Below are 16776 nucleotides of genomic sequence, written 5' to 3'. Positions count from 1 at the left end.
CATGGCCACCGAAGACGTCCGCATCGGCGGCCGGAAGATCAGCGAGCTGCCGAAGGTCTCGCTGCACGATCACCTCGACGGCGGCCTCCGCCCCGAGACGGTGCTCGAACTCGCCGACGAGGTGGGTCTCGACCTGCCCGCCGACGACGCGAAGGGCCTCACCGCCTGGTTCAGCGACCACCTCGACGGAGGCTCCCTCGAGGACTACCTCGAGAAGTTCGACGCGACCGTCGGTGTGATGCAGACCCGTGAGGGTCTCGTGCGCGTCGCGAAGGAGTTCGTCGAAGACCTCGCCGCCGACGGCGTCGTGTACGGCGAGGTGCGCTGGGCTCCCGAGCAGCACCTCACCCGCGGGCTGAGCCTCGACGACGTGGTGGATGCCGTGCAGGAGGGCATCGAAGAGGGCGAGGACGCCGCCGACGCACGCGGACACGACATCCGCGTCGGTCAGCTGCTGACGGCCCTGCGCCACAACGACAACGCGCGCGACATCGCCGAGCTCGCCGTCTCGTGGCGCGGTCGCGGTGTCGTCGGCTTCGACCTCGCCGGCCCCGAGGACGGATTCCTGCCGTCGCGCCACCGCGAGGCGTTCGACTACCTCGCGCAGGAGTTCTTCCCCACGACCGTGCACGCGGGCGAGGGGGCGGGACTGGCCTCCATCCGCTCCGCCCTGATCGACGGTCGCGCCCTGCGCCTCGGTCACGGCGTGCGCATCGCCAACGACCTCGACGTCGTCTCGCGCGAGGGCGAAGAGGTGCAGGTCACCTTCGGCGACCTGGCGCGGTGGGTGCGCGATCGCGAGATCACGCTCGAGCTGTCGCCGACGTCGAACTTGCAGTCGGGTGCCGTCACGGCCTGGGGCGACACGATGGACGCCCACCCGTTCGACCTGCTGTACCAGCTCGACTTCTCGGTGACCGTGAACGTCGATAACCGCCTGATGAGCGCGACCACGCTCACGCGCGAGCTCGGTCTGCTCGCTCAGGCCTTCGAGTACGACCTCGACGACCTCGAGGCGTTCCAGCTCAACGCCGCCGCCGGGGCCTTCCTGCCGGTGGAGGAGCGCGAGGAGCTCATCGAGATCATCAGCGAGGGCTTCCAGCGCTGAGCCGGGCTGTTCAGGGGCGTGCACCTTCCGGTGCGCGCCCCTTCGGCTGTCCTCGTTGAGTGTCCGAAACACCCGGACGACCGCGCGCGACGGTCCGGGTGTTCTGGACGCTCAACGGGGGGATGCACGGCCGCGCCGGCATTCGCACCATGTGCGCGTTCCGTCAGTTGAGTGTCCAGGAAACGCCGCCGCCACGGCCAGCGTGCGGCGTGTTGTGGACACTCAACGGGGGTGTGGGCCGGGGCGCCGGGGGCGCGGGAGCGGGACGCTCAGGGCGCGGCACCGACCACCGTGTAGCGCGTGCTCGGCCGACCGGCCGTCGTGTAGTCGAGGCTGCGGGTGCACTCGCCGTCCTCGGCGATGTGCTCGAGGTAGCGTCGGCAGCTGACCCGCGAGAGCCCGAGGCGATCGGCGACCTCCGAGGCGCTCGCGGTACCGAGCTCGACCAGCGCTGATCGCACCAGGTCGAGGGTGGGCCGCGACAGGCCCTTGGGCAACGGTCGGCGGGTGATCGGTCGGAGCACCGCATCGACGCCCTGCTGGTCGAGCGATCCCGCGACCGCGGCCGACGAGCGACGTTCGGCGAGTACGTCGTCGATGCGCGCGTGCAGCTCTCCCGCGGTGAAGGGCTTCACCAGATAGTGCTGCACGCCCATGAGCCGGGCGGTGCGCACGGTGTCGACGTCACGAGCGGCCGTGACGGCGATCACCTCGGGCTGGGGCAGGCCCGCGTCGGCGCGTACGACGCGCAGCGCGTCGAGCCCCGAGAAGCCGGGGAGGTGGACGTCGAGCAGCACGAGGTCGGGGCGGAGGCGGTCGATCGCCGTCACGGCATCCGGACCGCTTCCCGCCGTCCCGACGAGCTCGCACGCCGGGTGCGCCGAGACGAACCGGCCGTGCAGAGAAGCGACCGCGGGGATGTCGTCGACCACCAGCACCCGCAGCATCACGAGACCCTCTCCGCCACGGGCAGCGACACCTCGAACCGGGCGCCGCCCAGCGGGGATGGCACGACGCGGGCATCGCCGCCGCGCCGCCGCGCCACGCGCCGCACGAGCGCGAGCCCGATGCCGCGGGCCCGGTCGCGGGTGTCCTTGGTGCTGACGCCCTCGTCGAAGACGTGCTCGCGCAGAGCGGCCGGCACCCCCGCGCCGCTGTCGTCGACCCGCACGCGCACGCCGGGCCCGGTGGCGTCGACCTCCACCCGCAGACGATCGCCGGGACGGCAGGCCTCCAGCGCGTTGTCGACCAGGTTGCCGACGACCGTGACGAGGTCGCCGATCACCTCGGGAGCAGGGGTGCCGAGGGCCGTGACCTCGAGGGCGACGTCGAGCTCGCGCGAGCGGGCGAGCTTGACCGACAGCAGCGCCGTCAGCTCGCTGCCCAGGGCCGCGGCATCCGGACCAGGATCGAGGGGACCGCCGGGCCGCACCCGCGCGATGAAGTCGCGGGCGTCGTCGTACGCGCCGAGCTCCAGCAGGCCCGAGACCACGTGCAGCGAGTTGGCGAACTCGTGCGCCTGCGCCCGCAGTCCCTCGGTGAGCGATTGCTGGCCGTCCATCTGGCGTAGCGCCTCGTGCAGTTCGCTGTGATCGCGCAACAGCAGGGTCGCCCCCACCGAGCGCCCGCGGTCGTCGCGCAGGCCGGTGGAGCGGGCGATGACGGGGCGTTCTCCGGCCAAGACCAGTCGCCCCTCGGGCTCGCCGTCTTCCATGACCTGCAGCAGCGGGCCGTCGAGCGTCTCGTCCGCGCGCCGACCCACGAGCGGACCGCGGCCGATGAGCCTCTCGGCGGCGTCGTTGGCGCTCGTGACGATGCCACGGTGGTCCACGCGCACCACGCCCTCGCTGAGGCGGTGCAGCATCGTCTCGCGCTCACCGACCATCTCGGCGATCTCGTCGGGCTCCAGACCGAAGATCCGCCGCCTGATCAGGGCCGCGACCCAGGCGGCGCCGAACACCCCCGCCACCGCCGCGCCGCCGAAGGCCAGCAGCAGGCCCGGCAGGCGCGATTGCAGGTCGGCGGCGAGCTCGGACTCCAGCACCCCGACCGAGACCGAGCCGATGACCTGCGCTCCCTCCTCGTCGCCGTCGGCGAAGACCGGCACCTTCACGCGATACGACTCGCCGAGCGTGCCGGTCTCGGTGCCCGACCAGACCTGCCCCGACAGCGGGATCGACGGGTCGGTCGACACGCTCTCGCCGATGCGGTCGGGATTCGGGTGCGAGAAGCGGATGCCGGAGGGGTCGGTCACCACGACGTAGGTCAGCGACGACGCCTCGCGGATCACCTCGGCGACGGGCTGGATCGCGACGGAGGGGTCGGGGTCGTCGAACGCCTCGACGATGACGGGCAGGCGTGCGATCGACAGGGCGACGCCCACCATGCGCTCGCGGTAGGAGTCGCGGATCGCGCTCTCCTGGATCCACACGGTGACGACGCCTGCTCCGAGGGTCACGACGCACACGATCAACGCCTGCAGCAGCAACAGCTGCAGTCTCAGCGACAGTGCTCGGACCACGGTTCATTCTCTCTCGTCACCCGCACCCGGCCGACGGTCGAGCGCGACCAATAGTTGCCGAACTCGGTCTTAGTTGCGCAAGCGCGACGGCATCCGGCTGCTCTGCCTACCGTGAGCGATCAGCGGGGAGGCGACGGAGCCTCCTCGAACTCGAAGAGGAGTACCGCGCATGCGTCGCACCACCTTTGCCCTCGTCCCGCTGGCCGCGCTGTCGGTCGTGGCCCTCACCGCGTGCAACCCGCAGGGTGCGGGAGCCGGGGGAGCAGCGGCGTCGCAGGATGCCGCATCCATCGACGCCGTGAACATCGTCGTCCCCGCCGACCCGGGCGGTGGCTGGGATCAGACCGGTCGCGCCGTGTCGGACGTGCTCACCGGAGACGACCTCGTCGGCACCGCGGCCGTCAGCAACGTCGGCGGCGCCGGCGGCACCGTCGGCCTGGCCTCGCTCGCCAACGAGCGCGACCCCTACACGCTCATGGTCACGGGCCTGGTGATGGTGGGAGCCGTCGAGACCAACGCGGCCGAGAACCGCATCGAGGACACCACCCCGATCGCCCGCCTCACCGAGGAGCCCCTCGTTGTCGTGGTGCCCGCCGCGAGCGAGTACAAGACGCTGAAGGACCTCGTCGACGCCGTCGTCGCCGACGGACAGGCCGTGACCATCACCGGCGGTTCGGCGGGCGGTGCCGACCACATCCTCGCGGGCCTCCTGCTCGAAGAGGCCGGGCTCACGGGCGCCGACATCACCACGAAGCTGAACTACGTGCCCAACGCCGGCGGCGGCGAGGCCGTGTCGCTCCTGCTCGGCAACAACGCCGCGGCCGGAATCTCGGGCGTGGGCGAGTTCGCCGAGTACGTCGACTCGGGCGACCTGCGCGCGCTCGCCGTGTCGAGCGAGGAGCCCGCGACACTGCTGCCCGACGTGCCGACGATGACCAGCGAGGGCTTCGACGTCGTCTACACGAACTGGCGCGGGCTGCTCGCACCCGGCGGGATCAGCGAAGCGGATGCCGAGGGCCTGACCAAGCTCGTGACCGACATGCACTCATCCGACGCCTGGAAGAGCGTGCTCGAGGAGCGCGGCTGGACCGACGCCTTCCTCACGGGTGAGGAGTTCACCACGTTCGTCGACGAGAACATCGTCGACGTCTCGGGCACCCTGAAGAACATCGGGCTGGTGTCGTGACGACGACCGACGCGCCGGGGGCGGCGACCGCCCGCCCCCGGTGGGGCGCCGACCGGATCGGCAACGCGATCTTCGCGGGCGTCGTCTTCGGCCTCGGCGTCTTCGCCCTCGTCGGGGCCTTCGCCATCCGGGTGCCCGCAGGGGCCGCGATCGGCCCCCAGGTGTTCCCCTTCGCCGTCGCGGTGATCCTGCTCGGCTCGGGCGCGGCGCTCGTCGTCGCGGCGCTGCGGGGCCAGGTCGCCCCGCGCGAAGAGGGCGAAGACATCGACCCCGACGCCACGACCGACTGGTGGACGATCCTCAAGCTCGTCGCCCTGATGGTCGCCGTGCTGCTGCTTCTCGAACTGCTCGGGTGGTGGATGGTCGCCGCCCTACTGTTCGGCGGCGTCGCCTGGACCCTCGGCGCCAAGCGCCCCTGGGTCGCCTTCCTCGTCGGTCTCGTCATCGGCATCGGCACCCAGCTCCTCTTCGGTGAGGGCCTGGGCCTCTTCCTTCCTCGCGGGGCCGCCTTCGACTGGTGGTACGGCCCCGGACCCCTGTTCGGCTAGGAGACCGTCGACATGGATGCTGTCAACTCCCTCATGGAGGGATTCGCCACAGCGCTGCAGCCGGAGTACCTGCTGTTCGCGCTGCTCGGCGTCGTCATCGGGACCGCGGTCGGAGTGCTCCCGGGCATCGGACCTGCCATGACCGTGGCGCTGCTGCTGCCGCTGACCTATTCGCTGTCGCCGACGGCGGCCATCATCACCTTCGCCGGGATCTACTACGGCGGCATGTACGGGGGCTCGACCACCAGCATCCTGCTGAACACCCCCGGAGAGTCGGCCTCGGTCATCACCGCGATCGAGGGCAACAAGATGGCCAAGCTCGGTCGCGGAGCGGCCGCCCTGGCCACCGCGGCGATCGGCTCGTTCATCGCCGGCACGATCGCCACGGCCCTGCTGACCCTGTTCGCGCCCCTGCTGGCGCGCTTCGCGGTCAACCTCTCACCGGCCGACTTCGTCGCCCTGATCGTGGTCGCGTTCATCACCGTCGGGGCCCTGCTGGGCTCCTCGCCCGCGCGCGGCCTCGCCTCGCTCGGCATCGGATTGCTCGTGGGCCTCATCGGCACCGAGGCGACGACCGGTCAGGCGCGGTACACGATGGGCGTGCTGGCCCTCTCCGACGGCGTGAGCGTCGTGCTCGTGGCCGTGGGCCTCTTCGCGGTCGGCGAGACCCTGTACGTCGCCGCGCGTCTCCGGCACGGCACGATCCCCGTGATCCCCGTCACGCGCGGCTGGCGCAGCTGGATGACGCGAGAGGACTGGAGGCGCTCCTGGAAGCCGTGGCTGCGCGGCACCTTCATCGGCTTCCCGATCGGCACCATCCCGGCCGGCGGGGCGGACGTGGCGACCTTCCTGTCGTACGCGAGCGAGAAGAAGCTGTCGAAGAACAAGGAGCAGTTCGGTCGCGGGGCGATCGAGGGCGTCGCCGGCCCCGAGGCGGCCAACAACGCCGCCGCGGCGGGCGTGCTCGTGCCGCTTCTGACCCTGGGTCTTCCGACGACGGCGACCGCGGCCATCATCATCACGGCGTTCCAGTCCTACGGCATCCAGCCCGGACCCCAGCTCTTCCAGAACCAGGGCGACCTGGTGTGGGCGCTGATCGCGAGCCTGTACATCGGCAACGTCCTGCTGATCGTGCTGAACCTGCCGCTGGCGGGCCTGTGGGTGAAGGTGCTGCAGATCCCGCGCCCGTACCTGTACGCCGGCATCCTCACCTTCGCGGTGCTGGGCGCCTACGCGGTGAGCTTCTCGACGCTCGACATCGTGATCCTGCTCATCGTGGGAGCGCTCGGGTACTTCATGCGGCGCTTCGGCTTCCCGATCGCACCGCTCATCGTGGGGCTGATCCTCGGACCGATGGGCGAGCAGCAGCTGCGCAAGGCGCTGCAGCTGAGCCAGGGAAACATCGCCGACCTCGTGCTGCACCCGTTCGCCGCGAGCGCCTACGTGCTGCTGGCCGTCTTCCTCGTGGTGGGCCTGTGGCTGAAGCGTCGGCAGAGCCGGTACGAGCGGGCGCTGGAGGCCTCGCTCGCCGCGACCGAGGGGCACCCGCAGGCCGCGGTCGACCACCTGTGGGAGCCGGGCGAGCGCCCGACCGACGTGCGGACCGAGACGATCCGCGCCGAGCTCGCCGCAGAGAAGGCGCGGACTGCGCGGGGCGAGCCTCCGCGGGAGTGAACCCCTGTCGAGTGTCCACGACACGCCGTTCCTCGGCCCCGGGGTGCGGCGTGTTGTGGACGTTCGGTGGGGGTTCGAGGAGCGAGCGGATGCCGTGGTCCCCGGCATCCGCAGGGCGTGGACGATCGCGGGCTCAGGTCCGGGGCGGGAGCCCGCGACGCGGGGGCCGACCGGCCCACCAGACGTAGAGCCCGGCGGCCAGGACGGAGCCGGCGAGGACGAAGATCCACCACGGGAACGTCGGGATCTCGGGATGGCCCCCCGCGCCGTCGAGCTCGGATTGCGGGGTCGGGATGACCCGCTCGCCCGTGACGAGGATGCGGTGGCTGTTGACACCCAGAGGGGTGCACGTCACGAGCGTGACGAGGTCGCGCCCGACGACGGGGGCGAGCGATTCCGTGTCCTGCGGTTCGACGACGCGGGTCTCGACCACTCGGTAGACGAGTACCTCGCCGAAGACCTCGATGGTGAAGGTGTCGTCGTTCGCGACCCGGTCGAGGTGGGTGAAGAGTTCGGCCGTGGCGAGACCGCGGTGCGCGGTCAGCACGGAGTGGGTCGTGTCGCCGCCGACCGGCAGCGCCGTTCCCTCGAGATGGCCGACGCCCTCGTAGAGCACCTGCTCGCTCGTGCCGTGGTAGACCGGCAGGTCGACCTCGATGCTCGGGATCTTGAGCCGAGCCATCAGGCCCGCCTCGTCGGAGCGCAACTGATCTGCGTACTCGCTGGTCTGGTCGGGCGAGTTGGCCAGGGGGAGTCGTTCGTTCGCCGCGATCTCGGCACCACCGTCGACGAGCCGGGTGTTGTACTGCCGTGCGGCCTCGAGTCTGTCGGCCAGGGTGTCGGCGCCGAGGTCGCGGATCTGATCGGAGTATCCGTCGATGATCTGCGACTGCGCGTACTGCGCGAACCACGCTGCGACGGTGGGATACATCAACAGGGCCACCCCCGCCAGCGCTCCCACCGCGAGAAGGAGAGAGACCATGGACAGGCGCCACTGCGCGCGTCGACGATCCCGACGCAAGGCCGCAGGGGAGGCCCGATCTACGGACCTCCCCTCCGGGGAGGGGGACGACGGTGCGGCGGCGCGCCGACCCGTCATCCCCATCACTGTGCGATCGTCCCTCAGGCCGAGGCCGGGGCCGTGCGGGCACGCCGCCGCGCGACGACGAAGGCGGAACCGATCATCACCGTGAGAAGGGCCGCACCGCCGACACCGAACCACACGCCGCCGTCGCCACCCGTGATGGGCAGGGCGAATGCGGGAACCTGGTTGTGCGCGAACTCAAGGTAGTTGCGCACCGGCGCGGTGGTCGAGGTCGGGCCGGGCACGACCGCGGTCAGGACGCGGTCGGGCGAAGGCAGCTGGTAACCGGTGGGCGGCGTGATCTCACGCACCCAGTAGTTGCCCGGCGTGATGATCGGAATGACCACGTTGCCGTTGGCGCCGGTCGTCCAGTTGGTCTCGCCGTTGATGACGATCGGGTTGGCCCCGTTGATGGCATCCTGCTCCGTGAGGAACACCTGGTAGACCGCGCCCGCGAGGTTCACTCCCGCGTTGTTGCTGCTGGCGTACGCGCGGACGGTGAGCTGTCCGATCGGGGTGCTACCGGTGACCGACTCGGTTGCCCCGTTGACATTGGCCGTTGCGGTGTTGACGATGATGCCGCTGGCGGGGATCGAGGTGGCGCGCGTCAGCACGTTGAACGTGACCGTGCCGCCCTGCGAACCGGCGAGGCGCGTACGCCCGGCAGGAGTGAAGGTCAACGTGAGGGCCCCCGCGGTGTTCGTGATCGAGTAATCCGCGCCCTCGGTGAACGTCTGCGCCGTTCCCGAGGCGTTCGTCACCACGACGTTGGTCGGGGTCACCCCCGCCGGGACGGTCGCGGCCGTGAGGTAGGTCAGCTCGGCCGGCAGGTTGTCGGTGAGCGTGAAGACGTCGATCGCGTCACCCGCGGCCAGCGTCGGGATGGACGAGGCGACCGCCCAGCGGATCAGGTCGGGATTGCGCTGCTCGACCGAACCGGCCGGAGCGGGTACCCGCGTCTTGGTCAGCTGGGTCACGGCGTTCTTCGGGTAGACGTGCACGTCGTAGATCCACTGGTTGGCGGGGGAGCCCGCGGCACCCGTGGCCAACGGCAGCGTGACCAGGAACGGAGCGGCCGGGTTGGTCGCACCCGGGGGCAGCTGCGTCTCGGTGACCAGGTAGAGGCCGATCGGCATGCCGGTGGGGTAGGTCGCGGCGTCGACGGGGAACGTGGAGACACCCGCAGCGTTCGAGACTGTCGACGGGAAGCTCACCGTGTTCGGACGCTGCGCTGCCTGGGCGGGCGTCAGCTGAGCGGCCTGGATCCACCCGGCTGCCGTGGTCAGATCGACGCCCGAGACGAGCGTCGCAGTGAACTGCGCGCCGGCCAGCGGGTCGGCGGGCGGGTTCGCCAACTCCTGGCCCGTGCTCAGCGGGTTGAGCGGAGTCGACGGCCCGAGCGCGTGCTTGTGGATCGTCAGGGTGCGGTTGACGGTCGAATCGATGTTGCCCGGGAGCGTCACGGCCGAAGCCGGTGCGACGGCACCGACGGCGGCGAGGGCCCCGAGCGCGAGGACGCTCACAATGGCGCCTGCTCTCTTGCGGATGGACATGTTCTCTCCTTGAGAAGGGATGGATGATGCGGATGTGGGAAGCGGTTCTGGTCGGCGGCGTCGCGCGACGGGAGGGGTCATGTCGGAAGGCTCCCTCCCTTGCGTCGGCGAGAGATCACGGCGCCCGCGACGGCGAGGGCGAGCAGGAGGCCCCCGGCGAGGACGAACGCGTCGGCGCCCATTCCGCCCGTGAGGGGGAGACGGGGCCCGACGACCGGAGCATTGACGAACCGGTACACGACGTTCTGCCCGGCGGCGGGCGCGGTGATCGTGCGGCTGCTCACCGTCGTCCAGGTCGTGCCGTCGAGTCGCTCGAGACGGAGGGTCTGATAGCTGAGCCGGGTGCCCGACACCGTCGGGGCCTCCGAGAGTGTGTACCCGTGACCCGGGCGCACCTCGAAGGTGCTCGCGGCGTTCTGACCGGCGGAGTAGGCGGCGCCGACCCGGTTCTGGGTGGGAAGCGTCGCTCCCGTCAGTGCGGCGGGAGTGGCCGTCACCGTCCAGGTCGAGGGCACGAAGCCGGAGCCGGGCGTGACGACGTCTTTCAGCAGGGTCATCGTGGCCGTGGCGTTGGTGACCGTGCAGGTGGCCGCCGCCCCGGTGGCGAGGGTGACATCGCCTGCGGCGGTGACGGGGAGCGCGGCACCGCTCGCGTCGACGCACTGCCAGGCCCCCACCTGCACGTAGGCGGCGTTCGCCCCGGACTCCGACAGGCGGTAGGCGCGCGCCGGGCTGACGACGACGTTCGTGGTGGCCGCGGTCCCCGTGCGTCCGGAAGGACCGGGCAGGGCGCCGGCGGGGCCGGCGGCGGTGAGCGTCCAATCGGTCGCTGCGGCGGAACCGAACGGTACCGACTTGACCAGGGTCAGCGAGGTGACCGCCTGGTTCGTGATCGTGCAGGCGACGACGGCGGAAGGCCCGACGTTCGGCAGGGTGCCGCTGACGACCCCGGCTGCCGTCGTGAAGGTCACCGGGGTGGTCGTCCCGTTCACGGTGCACGTTGCGCTGACGAAGGTGAAGCGCGTCTGCTGCACCTCCGAGATGGTCAGGGTCGCGCGCGATGCGGCGGAGCCGAACAGCACCGTCCAGACGGCGTTGCCCGCGGCATCGGAGTTCTGTCGGGGAGCTTCACTCGGCAGTGCCGTCGCAGTGCCGGCCGTCGCGTTCGCTGCGGTGCCGAGACTCCAGCCGGCGGCCGGAGCGGATTGACCCGTCGCCGGATCGAGCACGCGTTTGGTGATCGTCACGGTCGCCACGGGGCTGGGGGAGTTGAAGAACGTGCATACGACGTTCGCCCCGAATCGGTCGGGCATCGTGAACCCGGCGGTCGCGGTGGTCGTGTTCACGATCCGGATGCCGTCGGTCCAGCACTCGAGTCGCACCGTGTACGCCCCGATGACAGAGGTGGATCCGGTCGCCATCGCCTCCGTCACCGTCAACGCGGTGCCGACGCGCACGGGGAACGGTCCGACCTGGGCGGACTGTCGCCCGGTCGTCGAGCCCGCGGTGGTCGCGGTGCCGACCGCGCCGGTGGGGTCGGCAAGGGTGATCTGGAACTGATCCGCGGTCGCCGCGCGCCCGACGACGTTCTTGAGCACGCTGACGCTGCCGGGGGACGTGCATGTGGCGAGGTCTGTCGAGGCGAAATCGATGCGCGGGCTACCGGCGATGCGGGTCCACGATGTCGGGTCGAACTCGTAGGTGCTCGTGTTGCTCGAGAGGTAGATGGTGCCGCGCGGAGAGAAGGCGATTCCGTTGACGCTGCCGAAGGCAGGGGTGGCGTCCAGTCCGATCAGTGCGCGCGTCGTCGAGGTGTTGACGGCGAGGGTTCCACCGTTCGCCGAGGCCAGGGTCTCCGCCGTCACGGTGAAGATGGCGGCGCTGCTGGCGTTGTTGACGGTCGCCGCGCCGAGGATGTAGAGGTTGCCGCGGGAATCGAATGCCATGTCGCCGTTGCCGTTCGGCGCCGATCCGGTGGCGAAGGAGCCGAGGTAGGTGAAGCGCGAGGCGGCCGGCGCCGACTCCGTGAAGCTCCAGAGGGAAAAGGTCCCGGCGTTGAACTTGCCGAAGAGGTAGCGGCCCGTGGTGAGATCCACGGCGCCCGCCACGATGCTGCCCGCGACCGCCGTTCCGCCGGGTCCGATCGGGGTGTACGCGGTGTTCGCGAGCGTCTCGAAGCCGCCCGTCTGCGACCACTTCAGTACGGACAGCACCGTCGTGGCATCCGCCGATCTGTTGAGGGCGAAGGCGGTGGTACCGCCGGCGCCCACTCCGAGGGAGTTGGCGCCGGTGACGTTCGGCCAGGTGCCGACAGTCGATTGGCCGCCGTTGACGATGTCGCCCTGCACCAGCGCACCGCTCGTCGTGACCCCGTAGAACAACCCGCTGTCGCAGGCGAGGCGAACCTGCTGCAGGGTGTTGCTGAAGGTGCAGACGATCTCGGCGCCGGGGTCGCTGGGCATGACGATGGTCCCCGAGCGCGATGCGCCCGTGGCGACGACCGTGCCGTCGCGGGTGCACTCGTACGAGCTCGCGTAGCCGATGCCGGCGCCGGAGGTGGGCGTCTCGTGGATCGTGTAGGTGCCTCCGGCGTCGACGATCTGTCGTGAGACCTGCGCGGACTGCACACCGCTGCTCGTCCCACTGGTCGTGGCCGAGGCCACCACCGTGGTGCCGGTGCGGATCGAGAGGGTGAACTGGTCGGTGGAGGCGGCGCGCGCGGGGAGGTCCTTGCGCACCGTCAGCCGCGAGGCGGGGGTGACGGTGAGCGTCGCGGCATCCGGGGCGATCAACGGGGTGACGACGTTGGTCGGGGCGTTGACGAAAGTCGCCTCCGCGGATGCCACGACGTCAACACTGATCGTGCACGAGGTCGCGCCCAGGGCGAGGTCTCCTCCGACCGCGCCGATGCTCGTCGCACCCGCAAGGGCCGTCACAACGAAAGCCGTCCCGGTGACCTGGGCGCAGGTGCCACCTACGGCGGGGGTCGGGGCGACGGTCAGTCCGGTGGGCAGGGTGTTGGTGAACGACCAGTCGCTCTTGGCGAGCAGGTCGGAGGTGTTGGTGATCGTGTAGGTCAGCGTGGAGGGCGTGCCGACCGGGACGCTGGCGGGCCCGAACGACCAGTCCAGGCTCGGGGTGACATCCAACAGCCGCAGGTTGTCAACGCCGAAGCCGCTGCCGGCGCCAGTCGTGGTGTTCGTGAGGCGCACCTGTGCCGAGGCGATCTGTGCGGGGGTGAGCAACGCGGAAACGGTTCCGGTGTACGTGGCCGCTCGGGCGGAGGTCGAGACGGCCGGGTCGAGGACGCCGCCGATGCCTCCCGTGGCCGCCTGCGCGGGGGAGGTGTAGAACACGTTGCCGGTCGCCGCGCACGGATTCACGGCGGTCGGGAACGCGGTCAGCAGCGTCGTCGTGCCGGTGAAGAGCGAGAGTGCCAGGGCCGGGGGGTTCGCGGCGCAGGGTGCGGCGGCGGCGTCGAAGCGCAGCGTGTAATAGCGGGAGCCTGCGGCCGTGACGCCGAGGCCGGCATTGCTCTGCGCGACGGTGGTTCCGCCCGCCGCCACAGCGGCGTAGGGGAGGGCCACCAGAGCGTGGTTGTTCTGGGTTGCGGTCGTGGAACCGTTGGCCGGAGCGTTGGCGGTCGCGGAGCCCGCGGTGCCCGCGGCGAGCTGGCCGAGGACATCGGCGAGGCGGCGCACCTCGCGGGCGGAGTTCGTGGTGAGCCCGAGGCCTTGGCTGGGGCAGAACTGGGTGTTCGGGTAGGTGGCGTTGCGGTTGAGCAGCACGCCGGTGCAGGTGGTGCCGTTCGCCCAGCCGGCCGAGGCGGTGTAGCGGCCGCCCGCGTAGGCGGTGACCGACGACGGTGCCGTCAGCGACAGACCCTGTTCGAACGGCTCGGTCCATACCTCGGCGGGTGGTTCGGGGATGCCTGCGGCAAGGATTCCGATGCGCGCGCCCGGGGGTCCTCGCGCCGGGGTCTCAGCCACCTCGACGTCTTCGGCGACCTCGGACACAGGTTCGTCCGTCTCGGTCGGTGCCGGATCCGGCGCCGCGGGTACGACGGGCTCAGCCGGCTCCTCGGGGGCGTCCGTCGGCGCGGGGGGAGAAGGTGGCGCCTCGTCGACCGAGGGACTCTCGGGAGAAGGGGTCGGAGAGGCTGGGGTCGAGGTAGCCGTCGGCGTCGAGGTGGGGGTTACAGTCGGCGTCGCCGATGGCGTGCTGTCGACCGGAACCGGAGTCGCGGTGGCGGCGGCACCCGCTGGTGTCGTGACCGCGCCCACCAGCATCGCGACCACGGCGACGACCGCCGCCGTGGCGGCGGCTCGCGTCCGGATCGGACGCGCGGGGGGACGCGACGAGAACATGGGCCTCTCGCGCGACGCGCTGCGTCGCGAGGGGTCGACGACCGTCGGCTGTCAGGCCGAGCAGTTCGGGGGGAACGGACGATGGCTCCGGTCTCGTCCGTTCAACCGTGACTCGCGAGGACCGATCGCTTCGATGCTATGAATTCGTCGAACACAGCGGCAATGAGCCTGACTACGCAGTTACTACCGTTCCCGACTACTGGTCTTGGGCGGAACGAAACCCCTCGGGCGCGTCGTGCGCGAAACGGCTTGAGCTCGGCATGGCACGCGGATACGGTGCAGCATCATCGCACTGCTGCTCGGTCGACGACGCCTCACGGCCGCGGCAGGAACCCCGCGAGTTCGTCGGCGATGACGCGGTCGACCTCGGCCGGATCCGCCGTGGGGGTGCCGTCGCCGGGCTGCGGGCCGTACGCGCCGAATGAGGCGTGCGAGGCACCGGGGATCTCCACGAACGTCGCATTCGCGGGGAGTTCGCCCTTGGCATCCGCGATCTTCTGGGGAGACGAGAGGCCGTCCTCCGAACCCGACAGGCTGAGGACGGGCAGACCGGACGCCGAGAGGTCGTTCGCGCAGTACGAGGCGAACAGCACCAGGGCATCGGCGTCGGATGCCAACTGGCAGGCCCTGACGCCGCCGAGGGAGTGACCACCGACCGCCCAACTAGATACACCGGGCGCGAGTTCGGTGAACGTCGACAACGGCCGCGGATCGAAGAAGGCGAGGTTCAACCACGGACGGGTGATGACGACGGTGATGCCGTCGTCCACGACCGTGTCGAGGAAGGTCGCGATGTAGCCCTCGGCCTCGACCTTCGCGCCCGGGATGAAGACGAGGCCCTGCCCGGTCGCGCCCGAGGTGGGGGAGAGCACGATACCCGTGCCGTCGGCGCTGATCGTGAGGCCGGGATTCGCCTCGGCAGCCGCGAGGGGCTCGGCTTCGGCGCCCATGACGCCCACCTGCGTGTAGATCAGGATGCCGCCGATCAGCAGCACGACGATCGCGGCCAGACCCCCGAGGATCCAGCGCAGAAGACGACGACGCCGGCGGGGCGCTCGGGGCGCTCCGCCGGCGTCGGACGGGGTCGTGTCGGTCACCTGTCGAGGGTAACGCGGGGCTCAGGCGGGCAGTGCCGCCTTGCGAGCCGTGACGATCCCGACGATGCGCGCGTACAGCGGGTGCGCGGCGTCGAGGCCGGTGACCTCCGCCGTGAACGCCTCGGCGTCGAGCTCGCGCAGCATGCGCTGCAGGTCGACGGCCTGGGTGTCCTCGGTGTCCGAGAACTCGAGGGCGGCGGCCATGGCGGCGACGAGGGCGTCGACGGGCAGGCCCCGTTCCACGGCCTCGGCGGCGGGCCCGACGAAGCGCTCGTGACGCGAGAGCTTGCGCAGCGGCTGACGTCCCACGCGCCACACGGTGTCGGGGAGGGCGGCGTTGCGGAAGCGGCGCAGGATCGTCGAGCGGTACTCGCTCTGCACGCCGGCATCCAGCTCGTGCTTCTCGACCAGCAGCGCGCTGGTCTCCTCGAGTGCGGCCTCGACCTTCGCCGCGATGTCGGGGTTCGCCAGGGCGTCGGAGATGCGCTCGATGCCCGCCTGCGCGCCGAAGTACGCGGTGGTGGCGTGCCCGGTGTTCACGGTGAAGAGCTTGCGCTCGATGTACGGCTCGAGGTCGTCGACGAAGTGCGCCCCCGGGATGTGCGGCGGGGTGTCGCCGAACGGCGCGGCCTCGATCGCCCACTCGTAGAAGGGCTCGACGGTGACGTCGACGCCGCCCTGGGCCTGCGCCGGAACGATGCGGTCGACCGCGGTGTTGGCGAACACGGCACGGGCCGCCAGGGCGTCCCACGACTCGCCGGCGAGCTCGACCACGTGCTCGCGCAGCTGGTCGGTCGCCCCGATCGCGTTCTCGCACGCCATGATCTGCAGCGGCGGGAGCGAGGGGTCGCGCAACGCGAGGCCCGCGACGATGTGCGGGGCGACGAACTTGAGGATCGTCGGGCCGACGGCGGTGGTCACCACGTCGGCGGTGGCGATCTCGTCGACGAGGGCCTCGGCGTCGACCGAGCTGTCGATCGCGCGGAAGTTCGTCACCTGCTTGTCGACGCCTCCGTCGCCCACCTCGTGGACCGTGTACGACGATGCCGAGTTGATCGCGTCGACGAGGGCCGCCGAGACGTCGGAGAAGACGAGGTCGTATCCGCCCTCGTGCAGCAGCAGACCGACGAAGCCCCGGCCGATGTTGCCGGCGCCGAAGTGGACGGCCTTCATGCGTTGACGGAGCCCGAGAGGGCCTGGAAGAGCTCCTCGGGGGAGGAGGCGGCCTTCAGACGCGCGACGTCGTCCTCCTCCGAGAACAGGATCGCGATCTGCGACAGGATCTCGAGGTGCTCGTCGCCCTTGCCGGCGATGCCGATCACGAAGCTGACGGGCTCCCCGCCCCAGTCGACGCCGCCGTCGTAGCGCACGACGGAGAGGCCCGACTCGAGGATGGCCTGCTTGGTCTCGTTGGTGCCGTGCGGGATCGCGAGCTCGTTGCCCATGTACGTCGACACGGTCTCTTCGCGCTGCTGCATGGCGGCGAAGTAGTCGGCGGTGACGGCGCCGGTGGCCTGGAGCAGGTCGGCGGCCTCCTTCATCGCCTCCTCGCGGGTGGCACTGCCGGGGTGGATGCGGACGGATTCGCTGCGGAGGACGTTCGACATGGTTCTCGCCTTTCTCGTCGTGCTGTCCAGC

The 16776-nt window shown here is 70.8% G+C and carries 12 protein-coding genes; 4 read left to right on the top strand and 8 right to left on the bottom strand.

Features of this window, described 5'->3' with window-relative positions; translation table 11 throughout:
• Window position 1: 1 nt before the first annotated feature.
• Entirely contained in the window at window positions 2-1108 is a 1107-nt protein-coding gene (locus ABXS86_RS06485) for an adenosine deaminase (RefSeq protein WP_144829013.1), read from the top strand.
• A 269-nt stretch (window positions 1109-1377) separates the two neighbouring features.
• Here the strand turns inward: ABXS86_RS06485 and ABXS86_RS06480 are convergent, their stop codons facing one another.
• Together ABXS86_RS06480 and ABXS86_RS06475 are read right to left on the bottom strand one after the other, a co-directional pair.
• Entirely contained in the window at window positions 1378-2055 is a 678-nt protein-coding gene (locus ABXS86_RS06480) for a response regulator (protein WP_353665992.1), read from the bottom strand.
• Window positions 2055-3629, bottom strand: a complete 1575-nt coding sequence (locus ABXS86_RS06475; protein WP_353665991.1) for an ATP-binding protein — start codon at window positions 3627-3629, stop codon at window positions 2055-2057. Before ABXS86_RS06475 ends, ABXS86_RS06480 begins: the two co-directional genes overlap by 1 nt.
• Window positions 3630-3798: 169 nt before the next feature.
• Between ABXS86_RS06475 and ABXS86_RS06470 the strand changes: the two genes are divergently transcribed.
• The 3 genes from ABXS86_RS06470 to ABXS86_RS06460 are packed head-to-tail and all read left to right on the top strand — an operon-like array spanning window position 3799 to window position 7037.
• The gene (locus ABXS86_RS06470; protein WP_353665990.1) at window positions 3799-4815 is read left to right on the top strand and encodes a Bug family tripartite tricarboxylate transporter substrate binding protein; all 1017 of its coding nucleotides are present in this window, start codon (window positions 3799-3801) and stop codon (window positions 4813-4815) included.
• Window positions 4812-5363 (top strand): tripartite tricarboxylate transporter TctB family protein, encoded by a 552-nt coding sequence (locus ABXS86_RS06465; protein WP_307209620.1) that lies wholly within the window; start codon window positions 4812-4814, stop codon window positions 5361-5363. Before ABXS86_RS06470 ends, ABXS86_RS06465 begins: the two co-directional genes overlap by 4 nt.
• Window positions 5364-5375: 12 nt before the next feature.
• Window positions 5376-7037 (top strand): tripartite tricarboxylate transporter permease, encoded by a 1662-nt coding sequence (locus ABXS86_RS06460; protein ID WP_307209622.1) that lies wholly within the window; start codon window positions 5376-5378, stop codon window positions 7035-7037.
• A 133-nt stretch (window positions 7038-7170) separates the two neighbouring features.
• Here the strand turns inward: ABXS86_RS06460 and ABXS86_RS06455 are convergent, their stop codons facing one another.
• From ABXS86_RS06455 to ABXS86_RS06430, 6 genes are all read right to left on the bottom strand, one after another.
• The gene (locus tag ABXS86_RS06455; protein ID WP_353665989.1) at window positions 7171-8019 is read right to left on the bottom strand and encodes a class C sortase; all 849 of its coding nucleotides are present in this window, start codon (window positions 8017-8019) and stop codon (window positions 7171-7173) included.
• A 140-nt stretch (window positions 8020-8159) separates the two neighbouring features.
• The gene (locus ABXS86_RS06450) at window positions 8160-9674 is read right to left on the bottom strand and encodes a SpaH/EbpB family LPXTG-anchored major pilin (RefSeq protein ID WP_353665988.1); all 1515 of its coding nucleotides are present in this window, start codon (window positions 9672-9674) and stop codon (window positions 8160-8162) included.
• Window positions 9675-9751: 77 nt separating this feature from the next.
• The gene (locus ABXS86_RS06445; RefSeq protein WP_353665987.1) at window positions 9752-13690 is read right to left on the bottom strand and encodes a beta strand repeat-containing protein; all 3939 of its coding nucleotides are present in this window, start codon (window positions 13688-13690) and stop codon (window positions 9752-9754) included.
• 665 nt (window positions 13691-14355) lie between these two features.
• Entirely contained in the window at window positions 14356-15138 is a 783-nt protein-coding gene (locus ABXS86_RS06440) for an alpha/beta hydrolase (RefSeq protein WP_353665986.1), read from the bottom strand.
• Between the two features lie 21 nt (window positions 15139-15159).
• Window positions 15160-16311: a mannitol-1-phosphate 5-dehydrogenase gene (locus ABXS86_RS06435; protein ID WP_353665985.1), complete on the bottom strand. Its 1152-nt coding sequence runs from the start codon at window positions 16309-16311 to the stop codon at window positions 15160-15162.
• Window positions 16308-16745, bottom strand: coding sequence for a PTS sugar transporter subunit IIA (locus ABXS86_RS06430; protein WP_251504554.1), 438 nt, complete (start codon window positions 16743-16745; stop codon window positions 16308-16310). The genes ABXS86_RS06435 and ABXS86_RS06430 overlap by 4 nt, the downstream gene beginning before the upstream one ends.
• Between the last annotated feature and the right edge of the window lie 31 nt (window positions 16746-16776).

The organism is Microbacterium sp. che218, from assembly GCF_040436305.1.
Classification (GTDB): Bacteria; Actinomycetota; Actinomycetes; order Actinomycetales; family Microbacteriaceae; genus Microbacterium; species Microbacterium algihabitans.
Note: the sequence above shows the minus strand (reverse complement) of the source record. Positions and strands in the feature narration are given on the sequence as shown.